Source organism: Caldanaerobius fijiensis DSM 17918, from assembly GCF_900129075.1.
GTDB classification, from domain to species: Bacteria; Bacillota; Thermoanaerobacteria; order Thermoanaerobacterales; family Caldanaerobiaceae; genus Caldanaerobius; species Caldanaerobius fijiensis.
On record NZ_FQVH01000009.1, the window covers coordinates 22,233 to 44,454 of the forward strand.

General features: G+C 40.8%; 24 protein-coding genes. 21 read left to right on the plus strand and 3 right to left on the minus strand.

The genetic code is table 11. The annotated features are described in order from the left end of the window. Positions 1–13: 13 nt before the first annotated feature. A complete protein-coding gene (locus tag BUB87_RS05405; protein ID WP_084110937.1) occupies positions 14–1,072 on the plus strand; it encodes an alpha/beta hydrolase family protein in 1,059 nt (352 codons plus the stop codon). A gap of 14 nt (positions 1,073–1,086) precedes the next feature. Here the strand turns inward: BUB87_RS05405 and BUB87_RS05410 are convergent, their stop codons facing one another. Then, positions 1,087–2,259, minus strand: a complete 1,173-nt coding sequence (locus tag BUB87_RS05410) for a class I SAM-dependent rRNA methyltransferase (protein ID WP_073342498.1) — start codon at positions 2,257–2,259, stop codon at positions 1,087–1,089. Between the two features lie 161 nt (positions 2,260–2,420). Here BUB87_RS05410 and BUB87_RS05415 point away from each other — a divergent pair, with 161 nt between their 5' ends. From BUB87_RS05415 to atpC, 10 genes are all read left to right on the plus strand, one after another. Then, positions 2,421–3,287, plus strand: a complete 867-nt coding sequence (locus BUB87_RS05415) for a DNA-3-methyladenine glycosylase family protein (protein WP_073342501.1) — start codon at positions 2,421–2,423, stop codon at positions 3,285–3,287. A gap of 58 nt (positions 3,288–3,345) precedes the next feature. Beyond that, on the plus strand, positions 3,346–3,753 hold the full coding sequence (locus tag BUB87_RS05420; protein ID WP_073342503.1) for a HutP family protein: 408 nt from the start codon (positions 3,346–3,348) through the stop codon (positions 3,751–3,753). 230 nt (positions 3,754–3,983) lie between these two features. Next, positions 3,984–4,643 carry a F0F1 ATP synthase subunit A gene (locus tag BUB87_RS05425; protein WP_073342506.1) on the plus strand — a complete coding sequence of 220 codons (660 nt, stop codon included), beginning with the start codon at positions 3,984–3,986 and terminating at the stop codon, positions 4,641–4,643. 15 nt (positions 4,644–4,658) lie between these two features. Beyond that, positions 4,659–4,880 carry an ATP synthase F0 subunit C gene (gene atpE / locus BUB87_RS05430; protein ID WP_073342508.1) on the plus strand — a complete coding sequence of 74 codons (222 nt, stop codon included), beginning with the start codon at positions 4,659–4,661 and terminating at the stop codon, positions 4,878–4,880. A gap of 41 nt (positions 4,881–4,921) precedes the next feature. Then, positions 4,922–5,419: a F0F1 ATP synthase subunit B gene (atpF, locus tag BUB87_RS05435; protein WP_073342511.1), complete on the plus strand. Its 498-nt coding sequence runs from the start codon at positions 4,922–4,924 to the stop codon at positions 5,417–5,419. Then, a complete protein-coding gene (gene atpH, locus BUB87_RS05440; RefSeq protein WP_073342514.1) occupies positions 5,407–5,940 on the plus strand; it encodes an ATP synthase F1 subunit delta in 534 nt (177 codons plus the stop codon). Before atpF ends, atpH begins: the two co-directional genes overlap by 13 nt. A 4-nt stretch (positions 5,941–5,944) precedes the next feature. Next, the gene (gene atpA / locus BUB87_RS05445; protein WP_073342516.1) at positions 5,945–7,462 is read left to right on the plus strand and encodes a F0F1 ATP synthase subunit alpha; all 1,518 of its coding nucleotides are present in this window, start codon (positions 5,945–5,947) and stop codon (positions 7,460–7,462) included. A 1-nt stretch (position 7,463) separates the two neighbouring features. Next, a complete protein-coding gene (gene atpG / locus BUB87_RS05450) occupies positions 7,464–8,336 on the plus strand; it encodes an ATP synthase F1 subunit gamma (protein ID WP_234945966.1) in 873 nt (290 codons plus the stop codon). Between the two features lie 13 nt (positions 8,337–8,349). Then, positions 8,350–9,741: a F0F1 ATP synthase subunit beta gene (atpD, locus tag BUB87_RS05455; RefSeq protein ID WP_073342519.1), complete on the plus strand. Its 1,392-nt coding sequence runs from the start codon at positions 8,350–8,352 to the stop codon at positions 9,739–9,741. Positions 9,742–9,751: 10 nt separating this feature from the next. Beyond that, a complete protein-coding gene (atpC, locus tag BUB87_RS05460) occupies positions 9,752–10,159 on the plus strand; it encodes an ATP synthase F1 subunit epsilon (RefSeq protein ID WP_073342521.1) in 408 nt (135 codons plus the stop codon). A 32-nt stretch (positions 10,160–10,191) separates the two neighbouring features. Here the strand turns inward: atpC and BUB87_RS05465 are convergent, their stop codons facing one another. After that, the gene (locus BUB87_RS05465; RefSeq protein WP_073342524.1) at positions 10,192–11,442 is read right to left on the minus strand and encodes a S8 family peptidase; all 1,251 of its coding nucleotides are present in this window, start codon (positions 11,440–11,442) and stop codon (positions 10,192–10,194) included. Between the two features lie 274 nt (positions 11,443–11,716). Here BUB87_RS05465 and BUB87_RS14865 point away from each other — a divergent pair, with 274 nt between their 5' ends. From BUB87_RS14865 to groL, 6 genes are all read left to right on the plus strand, one after another. Further along, positions 11,717–11,851, plus strand: coding sequence for a hypothetical protein (locus BUB87_RS14865; protein WP_268761601.1), 135 nt, complete (start codon positions 11,717–11,719; stop codon positions 11,849–11,851). Positions 11,852–11,864: 13 nt separating this feature from the next. Further along, entirely contained in the window at positions 11,865–12,062 is a 198-nt protein-coding gene (locus BUB87_RS05470; protein WP_073342527.1) for a hypothetical protein, read from the plus strand. Between the two features lie 92 nt (positions 12,063–12,154). Further along, positions 12,155–12,337: a hypothetical protein gene (locus BUB87_RS05475; RefSeq protein ID WP_073342530.1), complete on the plus strand. Its 183-nt coding sequence runs from the start codon at positions 12,155–12,157 to the stop codon at positions 12,335–12,337. A gap of 221 nt (positions 12,338–12,558) precedes the next feature. After that, complete coding sequence (locus BUB87_RS05480) at positions 12,559–13,476, plus strand: hypothetical protein (protein WP_073342533.1); 918 nt, start codon at positions 12,559–12,561, stop codon at positions 13,474–13,476. A gap of 158 nt (positions 13,477–13,634) precedes the next feature. Continuing rightward, entirely contained in the window at positions 13,635–13,916 is a 282-nt protein-coding gene (gene groES / locus BUB87_RS05485) for a co-chaperone GroES (RefSeq protein WP_073342535.1), read from the plus strand. Positions 13,917–13,942: 26 nt separating this feature from the next. Beyond that, positions 13,943–15,565 (plus strand): chaperonin GroEL, encoded by a 1,623-nt coding sequence (groL, locus tag BUB87_RS05490; RefSeq protein WP_073342538.1) that lies wholly within the window; start codon positions 13,943–13,945, stop codon positions 15,563–15,565. A gap of 57 nt (positions 15,566–15,622) precedes the next feature. Here groL and BUB87_RS05495 read toward each other — a convergent pair whose 3' ends face one another. Then, complete coding sequence (locus BUB87_RS05495) at positions 15,623–15,793, minus strand: Uma2 family endonuclease (protein ID WP_084110940.1); 171 nt, start codon at positions 15,791–15,793, stop codon at positions 15,623–15,625. 119 nt (positions 15,794–15,912) lie between these two features. On the opposite strand from BUB87_RS05495, the gene BUB87_RS05500 reads away from it, so the two are divergent. The 4 genes from BUB87_RS05500 to BUB87_RS05515 all read left to right on the plus strand — a co-directional run bounded on the left by BUB87_RS05500 (position 15,913) and on the right by BUB87_RS05515 (position 22,220). Next, entirely contained in the window at positions 15,913–18,027 is a 2,115-nt protein-coding gene (locus BUB87_RS05500; RefSeq protein WP_073342541.1) for an alpha-galactosidase, read from the plus strand. 208 nt (positions 18,028–18,235) lie between these two features. Further along, positions 18,236–19,549, plus strand: coding sequence for a purine-cytosine permease family protein (locus BUB87_RS05505; RefSeq protein WP_073342544.1), 1,314 nt, complete (start codon positions 18,236–18,238; stop codon positions 19,547–19,549). A gap of 23 nt (positions 19,550–19,572) precedes the next feature. Further along, positions 19,573–20,655, plus strand: coding sequence for a DUF917 domain-containing protein (locus tag BUB87_RS05510; RefSeq protein ID WP_073342547.1), 1,083 nt, complete (start codon positions 19,573–19,575; stop codon positions 20,653–20,655). A gap of 14 nt (positions 20,656–20,669) precedes the next feature. After that, on the plus strand, positions 20,670–22,220 hold the full coding sequence (locus BUB87_RS05515; protein WP_073342550.1) for a hydantoinase/oxoprolinase N-terminal domain-containing protein: 1,551 nt from the start codon (positions 20,670–20,672) through the stop codon (positions 22,218–22,220). The last annotated feature ends 2 nt before the right edge of the window (positions 22,221–22,222 follow it).

Sequence of the window (22,222 nt, forward strand, 5' to 3'; positions counted from 1 at the left end):
AGGGGAGAGGAAAATGAGAGATGAAATGAGGCCATTGTATGCCATGGAGAAAGCTTATGATGAGCTGAAGCCGCTTTACGAATTTAATTTAAACCATCCGGGGGAATTTGAAGGCTGGAAAAGCGGTTTCAGGACCAAGCTTATAGAGCTTTTAGGTGGTTTTCCAGAGAAGGTTGATCTTAACCCTGAAGTAGTAGAAAAGGTGCATTTCAATGGCTATACCAGAGAGAAGGTGTTGTACCATACGGCGCCTTATGTTATGGCATCGGCCTATGTATTGATTCCTGATGGTATAGAAGATAGAGTTCCTGCTGTTTTAGCCCTGTGCGGCCATGGTTATGGCAATAAGGATATCGTGGGTATTAACGAGGATGGAACCGATAGAGATATGCCGCGTCCCCTTCCTGCAGGTTATCATAAGGATTTTGCCCTGGAGCTGGTGAGAAGAGGGATGGTAGTTATAGCGCCAGAGCCCATGGGTTTTGGGGAAAGGCGAGAAGAAGAAGACATAGCCAAAGGACCTCATGCTACGTCGTGTAGAAAAGCGTCTTTTTACGCTATGATGATGGGTAAAACCCTCATTGGCATGAGGGTATGGGACACTATAAGGGCATTGGATTACCTTCAGGAGAGGCCTGAGGTTGATCCTTACAGGATCGGCTGTATGGGTATATCAGGAGGAGGCATGATGGCCCTTTTTACTACAGCTGTTGAGGATAGGATTAAAGCGGTAGTGGTGAGCGGATACTTATGCACTTTTAAGGATTCGGTTATGTCTATTTATCACTGTGAGGACAACTATATACCTGGCATACTTAAATACGGTGAAATGTATGATATCGCCTGTCTTGTAGCGCCAAGGCCTATGCTTATAGAAAGTGGTACCGATGATCCTATCTTTCCAATAAAAGCCGTCGACTACGCTTATGAGAGAGTAAAAAAGGCCTATGAGCTCCTGGGTGTTCCTCAAAATCTGGCGAGAGATCGCTTTGAAGGAGAGCACCAGATCAGCGGCAGGATTTCCTATGACTGGCTTTTCAATGAGCTGCATCAGGTGACGCATGAAAAATAATGAAATAAGGCTGACTACAATACCTGAAAGATCAGGAATTTTAAGTATCTGGTCTCAGGCACACCTGGCAATATAGGATGGTCCTTTGCCTGGGACCTCTCCTCTACCAGCCTTATGCATCTTTTTGCATCTACGGCAGCATCCAGTATCACATTTCTAAAGAGTTCTGGAGATATATGTTGAGAACAGGATGCTGTTATCAGAAAACCGCCGGGATTTATGAGTTTTAAAGCCCTTAGGTTTATCTCCTTGTACCCTTTTATGGCGGAATCTACGGTATTTTTGCTTTTGGTAAATGCAGGCGGATCCAGTATTACCACGTCATAAGACTTGCCTTGGCTTACGTACTGGCGTAGCAAATCAAAGACATTGGCGCACACGAAGGATATTCTGTCTTCTAGAGAGTTTAAACGGGCATTTTTTTCTGCCATAGCCAGTGCATCATCGGATATATCTACAGCGGTTATTTCTTTCGCGCCGTAGTGGGCTGCGTGTACGGCGAAGGAACCGGTATGGCAAAAGCAATCTAAAACGCGGGCGCCTTTTACATATTTTGCAATAGAAACCCTGTTTTCTTTTTGATCCAGAAAATACCCCGTCTTTTGACCGTTTTGTATGTCCACATAAAACCTGAGGTTGTTTTCAGTAAATACCTGTATAGGCTCAAAAAAACCTCTGAGGTATCCTTTTTTTTGCTCCAGGCCTTCTATTTCTCTTACAGGGACGTCATCCCTTTCGAATATGCCTTTGGGTTTTATAATTTCTTCAAGAAGAGTTACTATCATATCTTTTCTAATATCCATGCCCAAAGACAAAAACTGAGCCACCAGATAATCTCCGAATTTATCTACAACAAGGGCGGGCAAAAAATCGGATTCGCCGTATATGATCCTGCAGGAGTTCAAATCGTCCATGACTTTTTTTCTGTATTCCCATGCATCGGAGATTCTCTTTCTGAAGAACTCTTCATCGATCTTTTCATCTTTTCTCGTGAGCAGCCTTATACTGATCATGGATTTCAGATTTATATAACCTTTCCCAATAAACCGTTTGTTTTTATCGATGACGTCCACTATATCGCCGGGTTTGTATTCACCTTCAATGCGATCTATTTCTGTGCGGTATATCCAGGGATGTCCAAGCACTGTCCTGTCGGGAGTTTTCCTGTTTAATATAACTGTTGCCATGTAAATCACCTCATGATTAATTTTACCACAAACCCTGCCAGGGCTATAATGGGTTTTATATCGATTTTAATGCTATTCATTAAACGAAGCTATATTGGCGCATTTGACATGTGAGTTTTAGAGCGCTAAAATATTATAGCAAATATTATATTGATTGAGGGATGAATTTGAAGGTAGAAGAAGTACACGGAGGAATTATTGTATACGATATTGACATGGATCTTAAAAATACATTTGAGTGTGGTCAATGCTTTCGATGGAATGCTGAACCTGACGGGAGTTATACGGGAGTTGCTTTTGAAAAGGTTTTGAATATATCTAAAATCGGCGACAGAGTATTGTATTTAAAAGAGACGTCAAAGCACGATTTTGAGGCTATTTGGTACAATTATTTTGATATGGGAAATGATTATGATGCTGTTGCAAAAGCGCTAAAGGGCGATAGGGTGTTGGATAGAGCCATTGAGATGGGCAAGGGACTGAGGATATTAAGGCAGGATCCGTGGGAATGCCTTGTTTCATTTATAATTTCGGCGAATAACAGGATACCTCAAATAAAACGAGTTATTGAGAATATCTGCAGGCTTTATGGAAATCCCGTTGATTATATGGGGAGTACCTATTATACATTCCCGGGACCCGATCGTATTGCAAATCTTAGCGAGAAGGTTTTAAGAGAAACCAAGTGTGGTTTTAGGGCAAAGTACATTATAGAAGCTGCCAGGATGGTTCAAAATGGATTTGATTTAAATTCGGTTTATGAAATGAGCATAAATGAAGCAAGGCTAAAATTAAAAGAGATTCCTGGCGTTGGCGATAAAGTTGCTGACTGCATATTACTTTTTGCATATGGCAAGACACAGGCCTTTCCTGTAGATGTATGGATAAAAAGAGTGCTTACAGATCTCTATGGCTTCAGTAAGAATAATATCGATGACATAAGGCGTTTTGTTAAAGAAAAATTTGGAGACTATGCAGGTTATGCTCAGCAGTATCTTTTTTATTATATGAGAGAAAAGGCCATGTAAATTAATAGTATAATAGTTGATGTCACCAGCAAAATAAATAATTGAGGGATGGTGCCAGATGAAAAGCATTGACGTGGCTAAAGTAGCCATAAAGATGGCTATATCGAGTCGTGAAGAAGAAGAGTTACTAAAGCAAAGGTACAAAGAAAGAGGAATAAAAGCTGTAGCAGTAGACTTTGGTGGGGATTTTAATGGATCTATAAAAAAAATATTGGAGAGGGCAGCTGTGGCAGCCCGTAGAGAAGGTGTTGTGGAAGACACCCATGTAGGAGAAGGGGCTATTGTAGGAGTGACGAGAGAAGCATTATCACAGATTGCCCCAAAGGCTTTTGGATTAAATGTGGGAGGTAAGATCGGCATTGCCAGATGGGGTGAGCATCTGAGCGTAGCTATTTTCTTTGAAATAGGCCTTTTGAATCTCAACGAAGTGGCTATAGGACTTGCACACAGGTCGTTGCCCGTATAAAAGGTTTAAAAGTATGATTTTAAGAAAATAAGCGAATTAAAGAGAAAATAAGTGAATCAAAGAGAAAATAAGCGTTATAAGGAGAAAAAAACGATATCCCTTGATATTATTTCAACTTTTAATTTTTTTTGTATTTGAATTGATACATAAAAAGGAGTATAATGAATTTTGTTAGTTTTATTCAAAAATCAAGTGGATAATTTTGTAATTTTGGCAAGGGAGGTGGGAGCTTGGATGTAGGGCCTAAAGTGGTTTTCACTATTCCTCTGTTTAAAGGGATTCCCGTCACTGATACTGTGGTCGTCACGTGGATTATAATGGCTATATTGATCGTGTTGATGATCCTGCTGACGAGAAGATTTGAAGAGGTTCCTCGTGGCGCTCAAAATGTGCTTGAAATTATAGTAGAGTCCATAAACAATTTAACCAGACAACTAATCGGAGAAAAATGGCGGTCATTTGCCCCTTATTTTGGTACTGTGGCGATATTCCTTGTTTTTGCTAACATCATAGGAGTTATAGGTTTTAAGCCGCCCACAAGAGACATAAGCTTAACGGCGGCCTTAGCAGTTATGACTATGGCTATTTATATAGGAGCTTATATAAAATACAAGGGCTTTAAAAATTGGCTGGTGTCTTTTGTGAAACCTATTCCTCTCTTAGGCATTTTAGACCTTTTTACAAGGCCTCTATCTCTTACGGTTCGACTTTATGGGAATATACTGGCAGGCGTTATAATTATGGAACTGATATACAGGGTTATACCTATTGTAATACCTGCAGCGTTAAGCCTTTATTTCGATTTCTTTGACGGTTTTATTCAGATGCTTATTTTTGTATTTCTGAGCATGTTGTATGTCTCTGAAGCTGTTAATGAACACGAGATCTAGGGAGGAGGTGAGATTATGTCATTGGTAGCAATTGGAGCAGCAATAGCAGCTTTGACAGGCCTCGGCGCCGGTGTAGGTATTGGAATAGCTACTGCTAAAGCTACTGAGGCTGTAGCACGTCAGCCAGAAGCATCGGGCAAAATAAACCAGATATTCCTGCTGGGTGTGGCGTTATCCGAGGCAACAGCCATATATGGTCTTTTGGTTGCTATACTTATAATGTTTGTGGTGAAATGATATTTAACATTTATATTTAATTCGGGAAAGAAGGCGGTAATTTGATTGACTTTACCAGCTGGACCTTTTATTTTGAGATTGCAAACCTTATAATCCTTTATTTGGTCTTTAGAAAGTACCTTTTTAAACCTGTGACCAATTTTATGGATAAACGCACAGCGAAAATTGAAGAATCATTGAGAGAGGCACAAGAGAAGTTATCTGAAGCCGATGAAATCAAGCGAAGCTATGAAAAAGAATTGGCAGACATCAGAGAAAAATCCAGGGAATTAATAGAACAGGCAAGGCAGCAGGCCATGAAAACCCATGAAGAGATCGTAAATGAAGCTAAAAAGCAGGCTGAGCTTATTATATCTCAGGCCAGGGAGCAGATAGAGCGCGACAGACAGAAGGCTTTGGATGAGATGAAAGACGAGATAGTTGACATAAGCATAAAGATTGCTACAAAGGTTATAAATCAACAGCTGGATTTTGTTAAAGATGAAGTGTACATCGATAAATTACTCCATGAGGAAGGTCTGGAGCTATGGCCGAGATAATAGCAAAAAGATATGGTACGGCATTTTATAATGCCTGCGAGGACACTGATATAAAGCTATGCCTTGCTCAACTAGGCGAAGTATGCAGCATGTTAAGCAATTATATAGAAGCTTTAAAAAATCCTGTTATCGGATACGAAAAAAAACAGACTGCCATCGTAAAAGCTCTTTCAGGCTATGACGCGAGGGTCGTAAACCTGGTGTTGTTGTTGATTAAAAACAACCACATCGATGAGCTAAAAGATGTTTATGAATATGCAAATCGCATGTATATGGATATGCACAATGTAAAAGTTGTGAAAGTGGTTTCAGCGAGGCCACTGAATGCTGAAGTGTTGGAAAAAATTCATAAGAAGCTAAATGTAAAAAAAGATTATATTGTAAAGATAGAAAATGAAGTAGATCCCCGTATCCTTGGCGGATTTCAATTAAAGTTGGACAATAGGATTCTGGATCTTTCTGTTGTAAACAGATTGAGAGAGGTAAAGAAATCACTTCAAAATGTAGATGTAAGTAGGTGATATTATGCAATTAAAGCCAGGAGAGATAAGCAGCATCTTAAAACAAGAAATAGAAAATCTGGAATTTCATGAAAAGCTACAGGAAATAGGCTATGTCATTGAAAGCGGAGATGGTATTGCAAGGGTATACGGCTTAAATAATTGCATGGCTGGCGAGCTTTTAGAATTTGAAAATGGAGAATACGGCATGGCTTTAAACCTGGAAGAAGACAATGTAGGATGTGTTATACTGGGTTCTTCTGAAGGGATAAAAGAGGGAACGATCGTCAAGAGGACCAATAGGGTTATTGACGTTCCCGTGGGAGAACAACTGATAGGGCGCGTGGTGAATGCTTTGGGTCAGCCTTTAGACAATAAAGGCGATATAAACGCAAGTGAGAGACGGCCTATAGAAAACCCTGCACCTGCTATTCTTGATAGAAAATCTGTAGACACTCCGCTTCAAACCGGGATATTGGCTATAGATAGCATGATACCTATAGGTAGAGGCCAGAGAGAATTGATAATAGGTGACAGACAGACGGGTAAAACGGCTATTGCTATTGACACCATATTAAACCAGAAGGATCAGGATGTCATATGCATATATGTAGCTATAGGACAAAAAGCTTCAACAGTTGCGAGAGTTGTTCATACTTTGACGATGCATGGGGCGATGGATTATTCTATTGTGGTTTCAGCAACGGCCAGTGAATCGGCAGCTTTGCAGTATATAGCGCCGTATGCAGCGTGCTCTATGGCTGAGTATTTTATGTATAAAGGAAGAGATGTGCTCATTGTATACGATGATCTGTCAAAACATGCAGTGGCTTATCGAACCCTTTCCTTGCTGTTGAGGAGGCCACCTGGAAGGGAAGCTTATCCTGGTGATGTGTTTTATCTGCACTCAAGACTTTTGGAGAGAGCGGCAAAATTAAGTGACGATTTGGGTGGAGGATCTATTACTGCATTGCCTATTATTGAAACCCAGGCAGGTGATATATCCGCTTATATTCCGACAAACGTCATATCTATCACTGATGGTCAGATATTCTTAGAGAGTGAATTGTTTTTCTCAGGGGTGAGGCCTGCAATCAATGTGGGACTTTCAGTATCCCGTGTGGGCGGTGCAGCGCAGACAAAGGCCATGAAAAAGGTGGCATCAAGGTTAAGGTTGGATTTGGCTCAGTACAGGGAGCTGGAAGTTTTTGCTCAGTTCGGGTCAGACCTCGACAAGAGTACGCGGGAGTTGTTGGAGCAAGGTCAGAGAATCGTTGAATCCATAAAACAGGAACAATATAAGCCGTTGCCGCTGGAGTATCAGGTTTTGATGATTTTTGCTGTCATCAACAAATTCCTTGTAGATATACCTATCAGTGATGTTAGAAAGTTCCATCAGGGTCTTATTGAATATGTGAAAGATAATTATCCTGATATTTTAAGGGAAATAAAAGAGAAAAAAGATATAAGCGAAGAACTGGCAAATAGGATGAAAGAAGCCATACAGAAGTATAAAGAAGCCAATTTTTCCGAGGTGAAGTAGGGTGCAGAGCCGTAGAGAGATTATGTCAAGGATAAAAAGCGTAAAAAAAACAAGGCAGATCACCAGTGCCATGCACCTGATTGCTGCTTCACAGTACAAAAGGGCGCAGATAAAGCTGGCGACAACAATGCCGTATTTTAGAAAGATACAGGATACTATTGCTGACATTTTGGCGCACAGCGAGAAGTTCCCACATCCGTACCTTGGCGACAAAGAGTCCAAAGGCGAGAGACGAGTAGGTTATATCGTCATATCAGGCGATAAAGGTTTATGCGGCAGCTATAATCACAATGTGATAAAATTAGCTGAGGAAAATATAAAAAAGACGAGCAACAATTACTTGATGGTTATCGGCAATGTGGGAAGGGACTATTTTGCAAAGAAGAATTATAATATTGATGTAGAATTTATGTATACGGCCCAGAATCCTACGATTTACACCGCTAGGGATATAGCTGATATTGTATTGAAACTTTATAATAGAGATTTTTTGGATGAAATATATATAGTGTATACTCAAATCATATCAGCGCTATCGCAAAAGCCCACGGTGATGAGGCTTCTCCCCTTAGAGCTAAAAAATTTTGATTTAGATGAAAAAATCAACAAAACGGATCACTACCAATTTATGTATCATCCATCGCCAGAGGAAGTTTTCAATGAAATGGTACCGGAGTATATAAAGGGCTTAATATATGGTGCTATGGTAGAGTCCTTTGCCAGTGAACAGGGTGCCAGGATGACGGCCATGGATTCAGCTACAAAAAATGCCGACGAGATGATTAAAAAATTAACCCTGATGTACAATAGGGCTAGACAAGCTCAGATTACCCAGGAAATTCAGGAAATTGTAGTCGCTGCTAACAGTTTGTAAAGGAGGTGAAGGCATGAATAATATTGGTAAGATCGTACAGATAATAGGACCTGTTATCGATGTCAAATTTGATAGGAATAATCTTCCCGATATAAATAACGCTATAAAAATTAAGCTGGGAGACAAGGATATCATGGCAGAAGTGTCGCAGCATATAGGAGACGATGTGGTAAGGTGTGTAGCTCTGGCACCCACAGATGGTCTAAGGAGAGGTATGGAGGCTGAAAATACAGGAGCTCCTATAAAAGTGCCTGTGGGCAAGGGTGTACTTGGCAGGATGTTTAATGTGACCGGGACTCCCATAGACAACCTGGGTGAAGTAAAGGCATCAGATTATTGGCCTATTCACAGGAATGCACCCGAGTACAATAGGCAACGCCCTGTCGCTGAGATGTTAGAAACGGGCATAAAGGTTATTGATTTGCTGGCGCCTTATGCGAAAGGTGGAAAGATAGGTCTTTTTGGTGGCGCTGGTGTAGGCAAGACCGTTCTCATAATGGAGCTCATAAGAAACGTGGCTATGGAGCATGGCGGTTATTCAGTTTTTACCGGTGTCGGCGAGAGGTCTCGTGAAGGCAATGATCTCTGGTATGAGATGAAACAGTCTGGAGTTATAGATAAAACCGCGTTTGTTTTCGGTCAGATGAACGAGCCTCCTGGTGCAAGAATGAGAGTAGCTCTTACAGGATTAACCATGGCTGAATATTTTAGGGATGTAGAAAAGCAAGATGTGTTGTTGTTTATAGACAATATCTTCAGGTTTGTACAGGCAGGATCTGAGGTATCAGCGCTTTTAGGCAGGATGCCTTCTGCTGTTGGCTATCAGCCTACATTGGCGAATGAGTTGGGCGCTCTGGAAGAGAGGATAACATCTACCACAGAAGGATCTATTACGTCAGTTCAGGCGGTTTATGTTCCTGCTGACGACCTCACAGATCCGGCGCCAGCCACCACGTTTACCCATCTCGATGCCACTACAGTTTTGTCCAGGCAGATAGCGGAAATGGGTATATATCCGGCAGTGGACCCCCTGGATTCAGTGTCACGAATACTGGAACCTGAGGTAGTAGGACAGGAACATTACACCGTTGCCAGAAGTGTTCAGCAAATATTGCAGAGATATAAAGAGCTACAGGATATCATCGCTATATTGGGTATGGATGAGTTGACAGAAGAAGATAAATTGATAGTAAACAGAGCGAGAAAAATACAGAGATTCTTATCGCAACCATTCTTTGTGGCAGAGGCATTTACAGGTATGCCGGGGAGGTATGTACCGGTGAAGGATACTGTCGAAGGATTTAAGAGGATTGTACAGGGAGAAATGGATGATATTCCTGAGGCTGCTTTTTACATGGTGGGCACTATAGATGAGGTGCTTAAGAAGGCAGAAAGCATGAAGTAGGGGTGATTTTATGGGAACATTCAGGTTAGAGGTATTGACACCTGAAAAGAGATTTTTTGAAGGCGATGTGGAGATGGTAATAGTTAGAAGTGTTGACGGCGATTTAGGGATACTGCGTGGCCACATGCCTATGGTTGCCCCTATTGGCATAGGCTCTTTGAGGATATTGACTGGAGGACAGTGGCGTGAAGCCTTCATATCAGGTGGATTTATGGAAGTAAAGCCTGAAAGCACTCTCATCCTTTCTGATGCGGTGGAATGGCCTGAGGAGATTGATATAAAGAGGGCAGAAGCTGCCAGAGAAAGAGCGCTGGAGAGGTTGAGACAGAAGAGGAGCAGAGAAGAGTATATACGCTCACAGGTAGCTTTGGCAAGAGCTTTGAATCGTCTAAAGATAGCCAGAAAATATAGAGAGTAAAAATGAGCACCCTGACGTAGAGGTGCTCATTTTTATACCTGTTTTAACATCGCGTTTATATCTATTAATCCGTAACCTTCAGAGTATTTATCAGCGCCATTTACCGGTCGTGCTGTTTCTTGCATTAATTTTTTTACCTGATTTGGAGTAAGGTTTGGGTTTTTTTGTAATAATAAGGCGGCTGCGCCTGCTACCATAGGTGTTGCCATGGAGGTACCTGAAGCCGTGCGGTATAATTTTTCGAACAATAACAAACTGCCTGGGCCAGCAGCTAGAGGATTCCGGTTAAGAGATACAATATTTACACCAGGTGCAAGGACGTCGGGTTTGAGCCGACCTGTGGGAGTGGGGCCTCTACTGGAGAAATCTGCTACTGTATCGTCGGACGTGTCTACAGTTCTTCTATCATCCAGAGCACCTACGGTTATAACTGATGGACTTATGCCTGGTGTCGTTATAGTCATAGGATCGGGTCCATTATTTCCGGCAGCTACTGTAACCACCAGCCCATCTCGCCAAAGCCGTTCGCAACCTCTTGACATGGGATCCAAAAATGGGGGTAGCATAGCTTTATCTCCTAACGACATAGATACGATGCGGATATTGTATTTGTCAGCGTTATCCAATATCCACTGCATACCTGCCAGAATGTCTGAGGTATTTCCTGTTCCCCTTGCATCCAGTACCTTTACGGCTATGATGTTAGCTTCTGGCGCAATACCTTTGTACTTTCCGTCGGAACTATATCCATTGCCGGCAGCATCTCCTGCTACGTGGGTTCCATGTCCATTATCATCATAGGGTTTTTCCTTTTTGTTGATAAAATCTTTAAAGGCAACTATTCTATTTTCTGGTTCTGTGAGGTCTGGGTGGGGATACACCCCTGTATCTAAAAAAGCTATTCCAATACCTTTTCCTGTGTAACCTGAATCATTTACCATATTAGATCCAATAACTTTTGTAGCGATATTAAGGGTACTTTTAATCTCCGAGTCATCGGATATAAATATTACATCTCGATGTGATGCCAGTCTTTTTATATTTTCACAAGGTATTTCTACTACATAACTCTCTATAAAAGGTAATTCATATTTTATATTTGCGCCACAGTTTTGAAAATGCTTTATTACATCATTTTTTAGAGTCTTTGTCTGTACTATGGCTGTGATGCTACTTCTGCTTTTATCTAGGGCTTTGATCTTTAATCTTCTGTCTATTTTACTTCCGGCCATCCGATATTTTGCTAATCTTGCCAGTAAGGTCCATAAAAGGAGGTTTGTCATGGATGTTCACCCTTTCATAGTTGTTTTAATACATACTATGAAAAGGCATCCTTTTGTGTAACACTTAAATGGATATCTACATATTATAAACTAGGCTCAAGATAAAACGCTGCTGCAATCGCGTATTTATTTATACTCTAATAAGGAAGGTGAGAACATGTCAGGAAAGAACCAATGGTTTGGTGGTGGATTTTTCTGGATCATCATAATAATAATCATAATCTTCTTATTCATGCCAGGATTCGATATTTTTGAAAAATAAGGAGGGGTGTAGATGGCAGACAAACAATGGTTTTGGTGGGACGACGATTGGCTGTTCTTCATCATAATAATAATTTTGCTATTTTTCATATTTTTCCCAATGAATCATCACAGGGATAAGGATGAAGGTTTACAAAATTCAAAGTAAAGGAGGGTTTATGATGGGAGAGAATAAATTGACACAGGGAGGATTTTTCGAAAATGGCAGCTCTTTACTCTTCTTCTTCCTGCTACTTGTTTTAATATTTAACGGCCATGGATTTGGTGGATTTTTCGAAGGTCTATTTGAAGATAATAGTTCCTTGTTGTTCTTCTTCTTGTTGCTTGTCATTATATTCCAGGGCGGTTGGTTCAATTAATCTGCACTACAGAAGGTCCTATCGCAGGATAGGACCTTCTGTGATTTTGAGGGATAACAGGGCAAGTCCGTGGGTGGAAGGGGTTGTAAAATGTGAAGATATCGGGAGATACTTTATTATTTTTTTTCTTGCTTTTGACCATTATGCTGGACGTACATTTTGAAGAGGAGAGCCTGCTTTTCTTTTTTCTCATCCTTATAATGGTTTCAAAGGATAAGCCGAGAAGAAACGTCAGGAGATTTTTTGGAAGATTATTTGGCCTTGAATTACAGTAACACTTTTATGTGACCACCGTATAATGTATTAGACCACTTAAAAAGGAGGTTATCAAGATGCCAGAAGCAAAATGGGATGGAGGCTTTTTCTGGATTATAATAATAATACTCCTCATATTTTTCTTTGTGCCAATGATTAATGAAAAATAGGAATTTATGAGGGCCAGCATGGACTGGCCCTGTACATATGGTTTCAAATGTGAATTTAAGGAGGGATTCGCTTGAATAGAGAGGCTATGCTGCTTTTGCTGCTTTTACTGGTGGTGTTTAAAGAAAAAGTAGGCGACTCAGGCACAACTAGAAAAACTTTGCCTTTAATGAGAGGGGAAAAGGATAGGAAGGATGGAAAAGATGAAGATATACCTAAGTTTAAAGTACCGGAGATTCACTTAAAAGAAGAACACTTTTATAAGTTGAGAGACCTTATGTCCAGTATAAAGCCTTACTTACCAGAATACGAGCAAATATTATCGGAGATTTACGTAAACAGCGTAAATATCTATGATTGTTACAAACGGTTGAACAATGTTAATAAATCTGAAGCCTTGCATCAAATAAAAGATGTGAGAAAAGAAAGAAAAAATAAGATCGAGATGCTGAAAGCAGTAAAATCCCATATAGCTGAGGATAAACAGGAGTTATTTGATTTTTCATTAAATTTATTAGAAGTGCTGGATGGCTTGATGAGCAACTGGAATGAATATGTCGATAAAATAAAGGCCATAATGGGCGATGAGCACATCAGCCAGGTAGATAAGATGGCAAAGATCATAGAATTATTTAAACCTATTTTTAGAGACGATGAGGGAAAACTCGATAAATTAATTAAGAATATAAAGATAATAGACCTGGTTACAAAGGCTGAATCTGTTATAAATGATAAGGATAACAAAGGAAAAGGGGATAAAAACAATATCATGAGATCTGATTCCGGGGATGAAAAAGAGCGATTTTTAAACAACGTTAAAACCCTAATGAATGACCAGCAGAAAGAGGCTTTTGACAAGTTACTAAATTATTTAAGAAATCAGGGGGAAGATAGGCAGGACAACAATAAAGAGATTGAGGCCCAGTCGATAGAAATAAAAGAAAACGAGAAAAAAACAGAGAAAAACGAAGAAAAAGACCTAAAAAGTTGATATAAAGGTGTATAATTGGCTAAAATGGTGGAATATTAACTATAAAGAGATTTGCATTCTCTTTTTTTTTAGTCTATCATAGTTTATGTGATTAGCACTCGATAATGATGAGTGCTAATAAATGAATGCCAATAAAATTGAGATAGGAGGTAGGGAGTATGAATATTAAGCCATTAGGGGACAGAGTTGTTATAAAGCCTATCGAAGCAGAAGAGGTAGTTGGCGGCATAGTACTTCCTGGCACAGCAAAAGAAAAGCCACAGCAAGGTGAAGTCGTTGCCGTTGGTACCGGTGAATACATAGATGGCAAAAAGGTGGAGCTTGAGGTAAAAGTTGGCGATAAAGTCATTTATTCAAAGTATGCCGGTACGGAAGTAAAACTGGATGGTCAGGAATATCTCATCTTGAAACAGAGTGATATATTAGCTATTCTTAATTAAAAACGCGCATAAGGAGGTTGAAAGAGATGGCAAAGCAGATTCTATATGGAGAAGAAGCTAGAAGAGCTTTAGAGAGAGGCGTAAATGCTGTAGCGAATACTGTAAAAGTAACATTGGGACCTCGGGGGAGAAATGTAGTACTGGATAAAAAATACGGTTCTCCTACCATTACCAATGACGGTGTTACTATTGCAAGGGAAATAGAGCTGAAAGATCCTTTTGAAAACCAGGGTGCACAGCTGTTAAAAGAGGTTGCCACAAAGACTAATGACGTGGCTGGTGATGGTACAACTACAGCTACCCTTTTAGGACAGGCACTTGTAAGAGAAGGCATGAAAAATGTGGCAGCAGGCGCCAATCCCATGCTGATCAGAAAAGGTATGCAGAAAGCTGTAGAGGCAGCTGTTGAGGAATTAAAGAGAATATCTCACCCCGTAGAATCCAAAGAGGCCATTGCACAAGTTGCATCTATATCAGCGGCCGATGAGGAAATTGGAAACCTCATAGCTGAAGCTATGGAGAAAGTTGGTAAAGATGGCGTTATAACCGTTGAAGAGTCTAAGACCATGGGTACAACCCTTGAAGTAGTTGAGGGTATGCAGTTTGACAGGGGTTATGTATCGCCTTACATGGTGACAGATACTGAGAAAATGGAGGCTGTGCTGGACGATCCTCTGATCCTCATAACTGATAAGAAGCTTTCAAATGTGCAGGAAATCTTGCCGTTGTTACAGAAGGTCGTAGAAACAGGTAAGAAACTCTTGATCATTGCTGATGACATCGAAGGTGAAGCACTGGCAACACTGGTTGTCAACAAACTGCGCGGTACCTTCACATGTGTAGGTGTAAAGGCACCTGGCTTTGGTGACAGGAGAAAAGAAATGCTCAGAGATATTGCTATCCTCACAGGTGGTCAGGTGATCTCTGAAGAGCTGGGTTATGATCTAAAAGAAGCTGATATAAGCATGCTGGGTACCGCTCGACAGGTAAGGGTTGACAAAGAGAATACCACTATCGTCGATGGTGGCGGCGACAAACAGGAGATAAAGAACAGAATCCAGCAAATCAGGGTACAAATAGAAGAAACCACATCGGATTATGATAGAGAGAAATTGCAGGAGAGACTGGCAAAATTGGCTGGTGGCGTAGCGGTGATCCAGGTTGGTGCGGCGACCGAGACAGAGCTCAAGGAGAAGAGGCATAGAATCGAAGATGCTTTGTCTGCAACAAGGGCTGCTGTTGAAGAGGGTATAGTACCTGGCGGTGGAACGGCACTTATCAATTGCATACCTGCTGTTCAAAAAGTGGTTGAATCCTTAGAGGGCGAAATAAGAACAGGTGCTGAGATCGTGATGAAGGCTCTGGAAGAACCTGTTAAGCAGATTGCGTTTAACGCAGGTCTGGAAGGTTCTGTTGTAGTAGAAAAGGTAAAGAACTCACCACCAGGCGTAGGCTTTGACGCATATAAGGAAGAGTATGTAGACATGATTAAAGCCGGTATCGTTGATCCTACAAAGGTTACCCGCTCAGCATTGCAGAACGCTGCAAGTATTGCAGCCATGATTCTCACCACAGAAGCTGTTGTGGCAGATATTCCAGAGAAAGAACCGGCAGCACCCGCTTCAAATCCGGGAATGGACATGATGTAATATACGATAAAGAGAGCATGTTTAGATATGAACATGCTCTCTTTTTTTATACTATACTCATTCAAAACAGGATTTATTATTAAGATAATTGTAAAACTGATTGAATATGGCCCCCAAAATCTCCTGATGGATTCTTGGTGGTGGAGCCATAAGATATGCGTTTCCATCTATTATCTCCCAATGCTCATCTTCTGGCCATGACAGATAATCTTTTAAAATTGTATACACAACGTTTCAACAGATGCTATTTAACTATAATACATAAAAAGCCTACATCTTTCTATTTACACAATATATAATTCAATAATATAATGAGTGCAAAATAACATATAAATGGAGGTTTGTCTATGATAAAGTATGATGAAAATAGAAAAATCTGGGTTTTAGAAGCCCGTAATATTTCGTATGCGCTGGGGGTTAGCGAAACAGGATTAATCAACAACATATATTTTGATGAGAAGCTTCCGTATATATCGGACTACCCTGAAGCGCGTAATTCCAGGGATTGGGCATCATTTACCAGCGGTGAAGGCAGGAGCAAAGAAGAATATATGGCGTGGTCTAAGATAAAGTATACCGAGCCATGCATTAAAGCCACATTTCACGACAACGTAAGAGATGTGGTCCTTAAATACGATAGTTTTGATATAAAGGACAATACGCTGACGGTAATACTGAAAGATGTTTATTATCCTCTTGAGGTAAGACTTCATTATACGGTGATAGAAGATTGTGACCTCATTGAAAGATATGCTGAGATAATAAATAAAGGGACGCAAGGCATCAGGCTGGAAAATGTGTTATCAGGTTCTATATACGTTCCCAGGGAAACATCATACAGGCTTTCGTATCTTACCGGCAAATGGGCTGGCGAAACCCAGCTAAACCAGGTGATGGTTCCTGAGACAAAGATCGTGCTGGAAAGCAGGCGGGGAACTACCAGCCATCATGCAAATCCCTGGTTTGCCCTGGATAAAAATGCGGAGGCTACAGAAGACAACGGCGATGTTTACTTTGGAGCTTTGGCCTGGAGTGGAAACTGGAAAATCGTCATTGAAAGGGACAACTTCAATTTAATTAAAGTCAGTGCAGGTGTTAACGATTTTGACTTTGCGTGGCATTTAAAGCCTGGAGAGAAGTTTGTTACGCCTAAATTTATAGTAGGGTTTTCCAATAAAGGTTTTGGTCAGGCCAGCAGAAATCTCCACTCATATCAGCTTAAATACGTTCTGCCTGAAAATCATAGAAACAGCTTGCGAAAAGTTCTATATAACTCATGGGAGGCTACCGGTTTCGATATAAGCGAAGAAGGACAGATTAAACTGGCAGAAATAGCTGCATCTTTAGGAGTGGAACTTTTTGTGATGGACGATGGTTGGTTTGGAGCAAGGAATAACGATAAAGCTGGCCTTGGAGATTGGTATGTAAATAAAGAAAAGTTTCCCAATGGGCTTAAACCATTAATAGATAAGGTAAACGCCCTGGGTATGGATTTTGGATTGTGGGTAGAGCCTGAAATGGTGAACCCTGACAGCGACCTTTACCGAAAACACCCCGATTGGGTATATCATTTTCCAACCCGAGAGCGAACAGAGGCCCGCAATCAGCTTATATTGAATTTGGCCAGAGAAGATGTAAGGGAATACATATATGACTTTATGGACAGATTGCTATCTGAATATAATATAAAGTTTATAAAATGGGATATGAACCGCAACTTCAGTGAGCCGGGATATCCTTCAGCGCCTGAAGAGGAACAGAGAGAGATATGGGTGAGGCACGTGCAGGGGGTATATGAGATCGTGGATAGGCTCAGGAAGAAGCACCCTGACGTGGTATTCCAGTCCTGTTCAGGCGGAGGCGGAAGAGTGGATCTAGGGATATTGAGGTATTTTGACCAGGTATGGACCAGCGATAACACCGATGCTTTTGATAGGTTGAAGATACAGGAAGGATTTTCTTACGCGTATTGCGCTAAGATAATGGAGGCATGGGTGACCGATGGACTCAACTGGCTCAATGGAAGAAAACTTTCTCTTAGGTACAGGTTCCATTCAAGCATGATGGGCAATCTGGGCATAGGTGTGGATCTAATGAAGCTAAGTGATGAGGAAAAGCAGGAGGCTAAAGAGCTCATAAGCCTGTATAAGGAAATAAGGCCGATTATACAGCACGGTCAGCAGTACAGGCTTTTATCGCCGAGGAACAGCAAGGTTGCTGCCTTTATGTATGTAAGCGAGGATAAGGCTGAGGCAATCCTGTTTACATTCCTTCATTCCAATAGTTTCGGTGACGAACTTCCTGCCATACGATTGAAAGGACTTGACGAAAACGCCCTTTATGCTGTAGAGGGTTATGATAGGGAAATAAGCGGCAAGGCACTTATGAATATAGGCATAAACGTTGATATGAGAGGGGACTTTGACAGTAGACTGATCAGGATTAAAAAGACCGGCAACTAATATGCCGGTTTTTTCGTGTGCAAAGTAATTATATTTTTGTACTTATTAAAATTTATTAATAAATGCGACTTGGTTTTATTGACAAATTTATTTAATGATATATAATAAACTCACGTGTTATTAAAAAAATTTAATAGGTGTATATCTATACGGTAGCTGATACTTTTTGCAATGAAATCATGTTAATACGAAGGAGGATTGCAACATAATGAAAGGTGATGATTTTGCTTTATCGAGGGTTCCTGCTGAAGCACGGCGTCCAATGTGGGAAGTGTTTATGATCCGCTTTGGAGCTGTAGTTACTCTCTCTCAATTTATTGTAGGCGCAACACTTGGTTATGGTATGACGTTAAAGGAAACTTTGATAGCTACATTACTAGGAGCAGTACTTTTAGAAGTTATTAGTTTTTTGTGTGGGGTTGCTGGAACGTGGGAAGGGCTATCTACTTCGCTTTTAACCCGCTGGAGTGGTTTTGGTCGATTGGGTTCGAGTTTAATTGGCCTGATTATTGGTATTTCGTGTATTGGCTGGTTTGGTGTTCAAAATTCGGTTTTTGCTCAAGGTATGAATAAGGCTTTAGGTGGCATTATAGATATTAAAATCATGTCTTTATTAACAGGGCTGGCAATCACTTTGTTAGTAGTCTATGGTTATAAAATGTTGAGCTATACTGCCAACATTGCTGTTCCGGGTTTTTTGCTTGCAATGGGTATTGCTACTTATAGGTTATTGAGTAAATATGACATTAATACCCTTATGAATTCTTCTCCTCCTGGTCCCCACTTAAGTCTTGGTGTTGCTATAACAGTTGTTGCTGGCGGCTTTATGATTGGAGCAGTCATTACACCTGATTTATCCAGGTATAATCGTAATGCTAAAGATGTTTTCTGGATGACGCTTCTCAGTATTTTTGGTGGAGAATTGTTGGTTACTTTTTTGGCAGTTTTGATGTCCCATGCAGTTAAGAGTGCGGATGTTGTGACTATAGCTCTTGATCTGGGAGGATGGCTTGCTGCAGCACTGGTGATATTATCTACTATTAAAATCAATGATTTAAATCTTTATGCTGCTTCTCTAGGGATATCTAATTTTTTGGATGCGGTATTTGGAATTAAGATGAACAGGGCTGTTTTAACGATTATTATTGGACTTTTAGGAACGTTAGGTTCTATATTAGGGATACTGGATAGATTTGTTAATTTCTTAACTATCCTTGGCACTGCAATTCCACCTATTGGAGGTATCATGGTAGTAGATTACTTTATATTAAGAAGATATCGTCATGAATTGGAAGAATCAAGAGAACAGGGCCAGTTGCCTGAAGTTTTGGAAGATTGGAATCCTATCGCCATAGTTAGCCTTGTTATAGCCTTTTTAATTGGGTATTTCTTCAAAGGAGGCTTAAATCCGACATTAAATTCTTTATTAGCTGGGATGATTGTATACTATTTATTAATGAAGTTATACATGGTTATAGTGCCAAATAAAAACGCAAAATTTATCAATGAAAAAATATATTAAACTTTAGGAAAAGGGGAATAGAAATGACTAAGATTGATGTACAAATGGTTGAAGATATTGCAGTCGGAGCTGCACTTCTTGGGACTGGTGGTGGGGGAGACCCCTACGTTGGTAAGCTAATGGCTATTCAAGCATTAAAAAAGAATGGGCCGGTAGAGCTTATTGATGTGGAAGAGGTTCCAGATGAGGCGTTAATAGTTCCTGCAGCGATGATGGGAGCGCCAACGGTATTAGTAGAAAAAATCCCATCAGGGAAAGAAATTTTTAAGGCATTTGACAGTTTGCAAAGCTACCTTGAAGATGAGGTTTATGCCGTTATCCCCATTGAAGCGGGTGGGGTTAATTCAATGATTCCAATAGCCGTGGCAGCAGAGAAAAGGCTTCCGCTTGTAGACGTTGATGGAATGGGACGGGCTTTTCCAGAATTGCAGATGGTTACTTTCCACTTATATGGTATCTCAGCAACACCTATGGTCTTAGCAGATGAGAAAGGTAATTCTTTGTTACTTAATACTATTAATAATTTCTGGACAGAAAGCCTTGCTAGGAATGCTACAGTGGTTATGGGTGGATCAGTTATGGTTGCCATTTATCCAATGAGAGGTAAAGATTTAAAACAGGCCGGCATTAGAAACATAGTAACATACTCAGCCAAAATTGGTCGAGCGATTAGAGAAGCTCGTAAGAATGGCAGTGATCCCATTGAAGCACTTTTAAGTGCTACTGGGGGATATATCCTCTTTAAAGGAAAAATTTCTGATGTTCAAAGGCGCACTACTGGCGGATTTGTTCGAGGTGAAGCCCATATAGAAGGAATTGACCAGTATAAAGGTGAGAGAATGATAATTGACTTCCAGAACGAAAATTTAATAGCTCGTCGCAATGGAAAGATTGTGGCTACAGTGCCTGATCTCATCTGTACGGTAGATGCGCATACAGCGACGCCTATTACAACTGAAGGGTTGCGTTATGGCCAACGGATATTTATTCTTGGCATTCCATGTGATAAAAAATGGAGAAGCGAAAAAGGTATAGCTACCGTTGGGCCGCGTTATTTTGGATATGATGTTGATTACGTTCCTATTGAAGAGCTTATTAAGGAGTAAGGGAGGTAGTAGAAATGGAATATCGGATAGGAATTGATGTTGGCGGTACTAATACCGATGCAGTAGTGGTTGACGAAAATTTGCAGCTGGTAGAAAGCGTGAAGGTTCCGACAACAAAAGATGTTTCCAGTGGGATATTTGAGGCCTTGACTCGGGTTTTGGAAAAAAGCAAGGTTGATCGCAAGAAGATTAAATATGCTATGCTGGGTACCACCCATGCAACCAATGCTATTGTAGAGCGTAAACGGCTCTGCAAAACAGCGATTATTAGAATCGGGCGCCCTGCAACCGAGGCGATTGTGCCCTTGGTTGCCTGGCCTGATGACCTTGTTAAAGCTATAGGAAATTATTATTATCTAATTGCTGGTGGCCACGAATTTGATGGAAGGCAAATAGGTGCATTGGATGAAGATGAACTCAGGAAAATTGCCGCAGAAATTAAAGGCAAAGTGGAGAGCATTGCAATAATTTCGGTTTTTTCACCAGTAAACAATCAGCATGAATTAAGGGCTCAGGAGATACTACGGGAAGAACTTGGTGAAATTCCCATTTCTCTTTCTCACGAAATCGGCTCCCTTGGCCTTATAGAAAGAGAGAATGCTACTATATTAAATGCTGCATTGGTAGAAGTTGCTAAAACTACGGCGAATAGTTTTAAAGAAGCATTGGTTCGTGAAGGGATTACCAATGCGAAGGTGTTCCTTTGTCAGAATGACGGTACATTGATGTCAATAGACTATGCTATACGCTATCCAATTTTGACTATTGCCTGTGGTCCAACCAACAGTATTCGCGGGGCGGCTTTTCTCAGCAATTTTGAGAATGCTATGGTTCTGGACGTAGGTGGTACTACCAGTGATGTAGGTATTCTTGCCCAAGGTTTTCCACGGGAATCCTCAATTGCAGTAGAAATTGGCGGAGTCAGAACTAACTTTAGGATGCCAGATTTGATTTCGATTGGTCTTGGTGGTGGCTCGATTGTTCGGGAAGAGAATGGAGAGGTTAAAATCGGACCTGACAGCGTTGGCTATCGGATAACGGAAGAGGCTCTTGTTTTTGGTGGAAACACGGTTACGGCCACGGACATAGCAGTACGTTTGGGGTTGGCAAATATTGGAGACAGAGAAAAAGTCAAAGATTTACCTTTAGAGTTTGCTAAAAGAGCTTACGATAAAATGCAAAAGATGATTGAAGAAGCGATCGATAAGATAAAAACCCGTAAAGAACCGCAACCCCTTATTCTTGTCGGTGGCGGCAGTATTCTTGTTGGTGATGATATCGATGGTGTAAGTGAAGTAGTTCGACCACAAAATTTTGGCGTGGCCAACGCGCTGGGAGCTGCAATTGCCCAGGTTAGTGGTGAAGTAGATCGCATTTATGCATTAAATGAAATGTCACGCGAAGAAGCAATTGGTGATGCGAAGAAGTTAGCAATATCTGAAGCTGTTAAAGCTGGTGCTGATCCTGCTTCTGTAGACATTGTTTATGTGGAAGATGTTCCGCTTGCTTATCTTCCAGGAAATGCTGTGAGAATACGCGTCAAAGCTGTTGGGAATTTGATTTAAAG

Bases quoted from the DNA above. Each gene is read 5' to 3' on its own strand.
- BUB87_RS14865 (WP_268761601.1), top strand. From the start codon at position 11,717: ATGGCAGACAAACAATGGTTTTGGTGGGACGACGATTGGCTGTTCTTC.
- BUB87_RS05510 (WP_073342547.1), top strand. From the start codon at position 19,573: ATGACTAAGATTGATGTACAAATGGTTGAAGATATTGCAGTCGGAGCT.
- atpC (WP_073342521.1), top strand. From the start codon at position 9,752: ATGGGAACATTCAGGTTAGAGGTATTGACACCTGAAAAGAGATTTTTT.
- BUB87_RS05420 (WP_073342503.1), top strand. From the start codon at position 3,346: ATGAAAAGCATTGACGTGGCTAAAGTAGCCATAAAGATGGCTATATCG.
- atpH (WP_073342514.1), top strand. From the start codon at position 5,407: ATGGCCGAGATAATAGCAAAAAGATATGGTACGGCATTTTATAATGCC.
- atpD (WP_073342519.1), top strand. From the start codon at position 8,350: ATGAATAATATTGGTAAGATCGTACAGATAATAGGACCTGTTATCGAT.
- BUB87_RS05515 (WP_073342550.1), top strand. From the start codon at position 20,670: ATGGAATATCGGATAGGAATTGATGTTGGCGGTACTAATACCGATGCA.
- BUB87_RS05500 (WP_073342541.1), top strand. From the start codon at position 15,913: ATGATAAAGTATGATGAAAATAGAAAAATCTGGGTTTTAGAAGCCCGT.
- groES (WP_073342535.1), top strand. From the start codon at position 13,635: ATGAATATTAAGCCATTAGGGGACAGAGTTGTTATAAAGCCTATCGAA.
- BUB87_RS05410 (WP_073342498.1), bottom strand. From the start codon at position 2,259: ATGGCAACAGTTATATTAAACAGGAAAACTCCCGACAGGACAGTGCTT.
- BUB87_RS05505 (WP_073342544.1), top strand. From the start codon at position 18,236: ATGAAAGGTGATGATTTTGCTTTATCGAGGGTTCCTGCTGAAGCACGG.
- BUB87_RS05415 (WP_073342501.1), top strand. From the start codon at position 2,421: ATGAATTTGAAGGTAGAAGAAGTACACGGAGGAATTATTGTATACGAT.
- BUB87_RS05465 (WP_073342524.1), bottom strand. From the start codon at position 11,442: ATGACAAACCTCCTTTTATGGACCTTACTGGCAAGATTAGCAAAATAT.
- groL (WP_073342538.1), top strand. From the start codon at position 13,943: ATGGCAAAGCAGATTCTATATGGAGAAGAAGCTAGAAGAGCTTTAGAG.
- atpE (WP_073342508.1), top strand. From the start codon at position 4,659: ATGTCATTGGTAGCAATTGGAGCAGCAATAGCAGCTTTGACAGGCCTC.
- BUB87_RS05470 (WP_073342527.1), top strand. From the start codon at position 11,865: ATGGGAGAGAATAAATTGACACAGGGAGGATTTTTCGAAAATGGCAGC.
- BUB87_RS05405 (WP_084110937.1), top strand. From the start codon at position 14: ATGAGAGATGAAATGAGGCCATTGTATGCCATGGAGAAAGCTTATGAT.
- atpA (WP_073342516.1), top strand. From the start codon at position 5,945: ATGCAATTAAAGCCAGGAGAGATAAGCAGCATCTTAAAACAAGAAATA.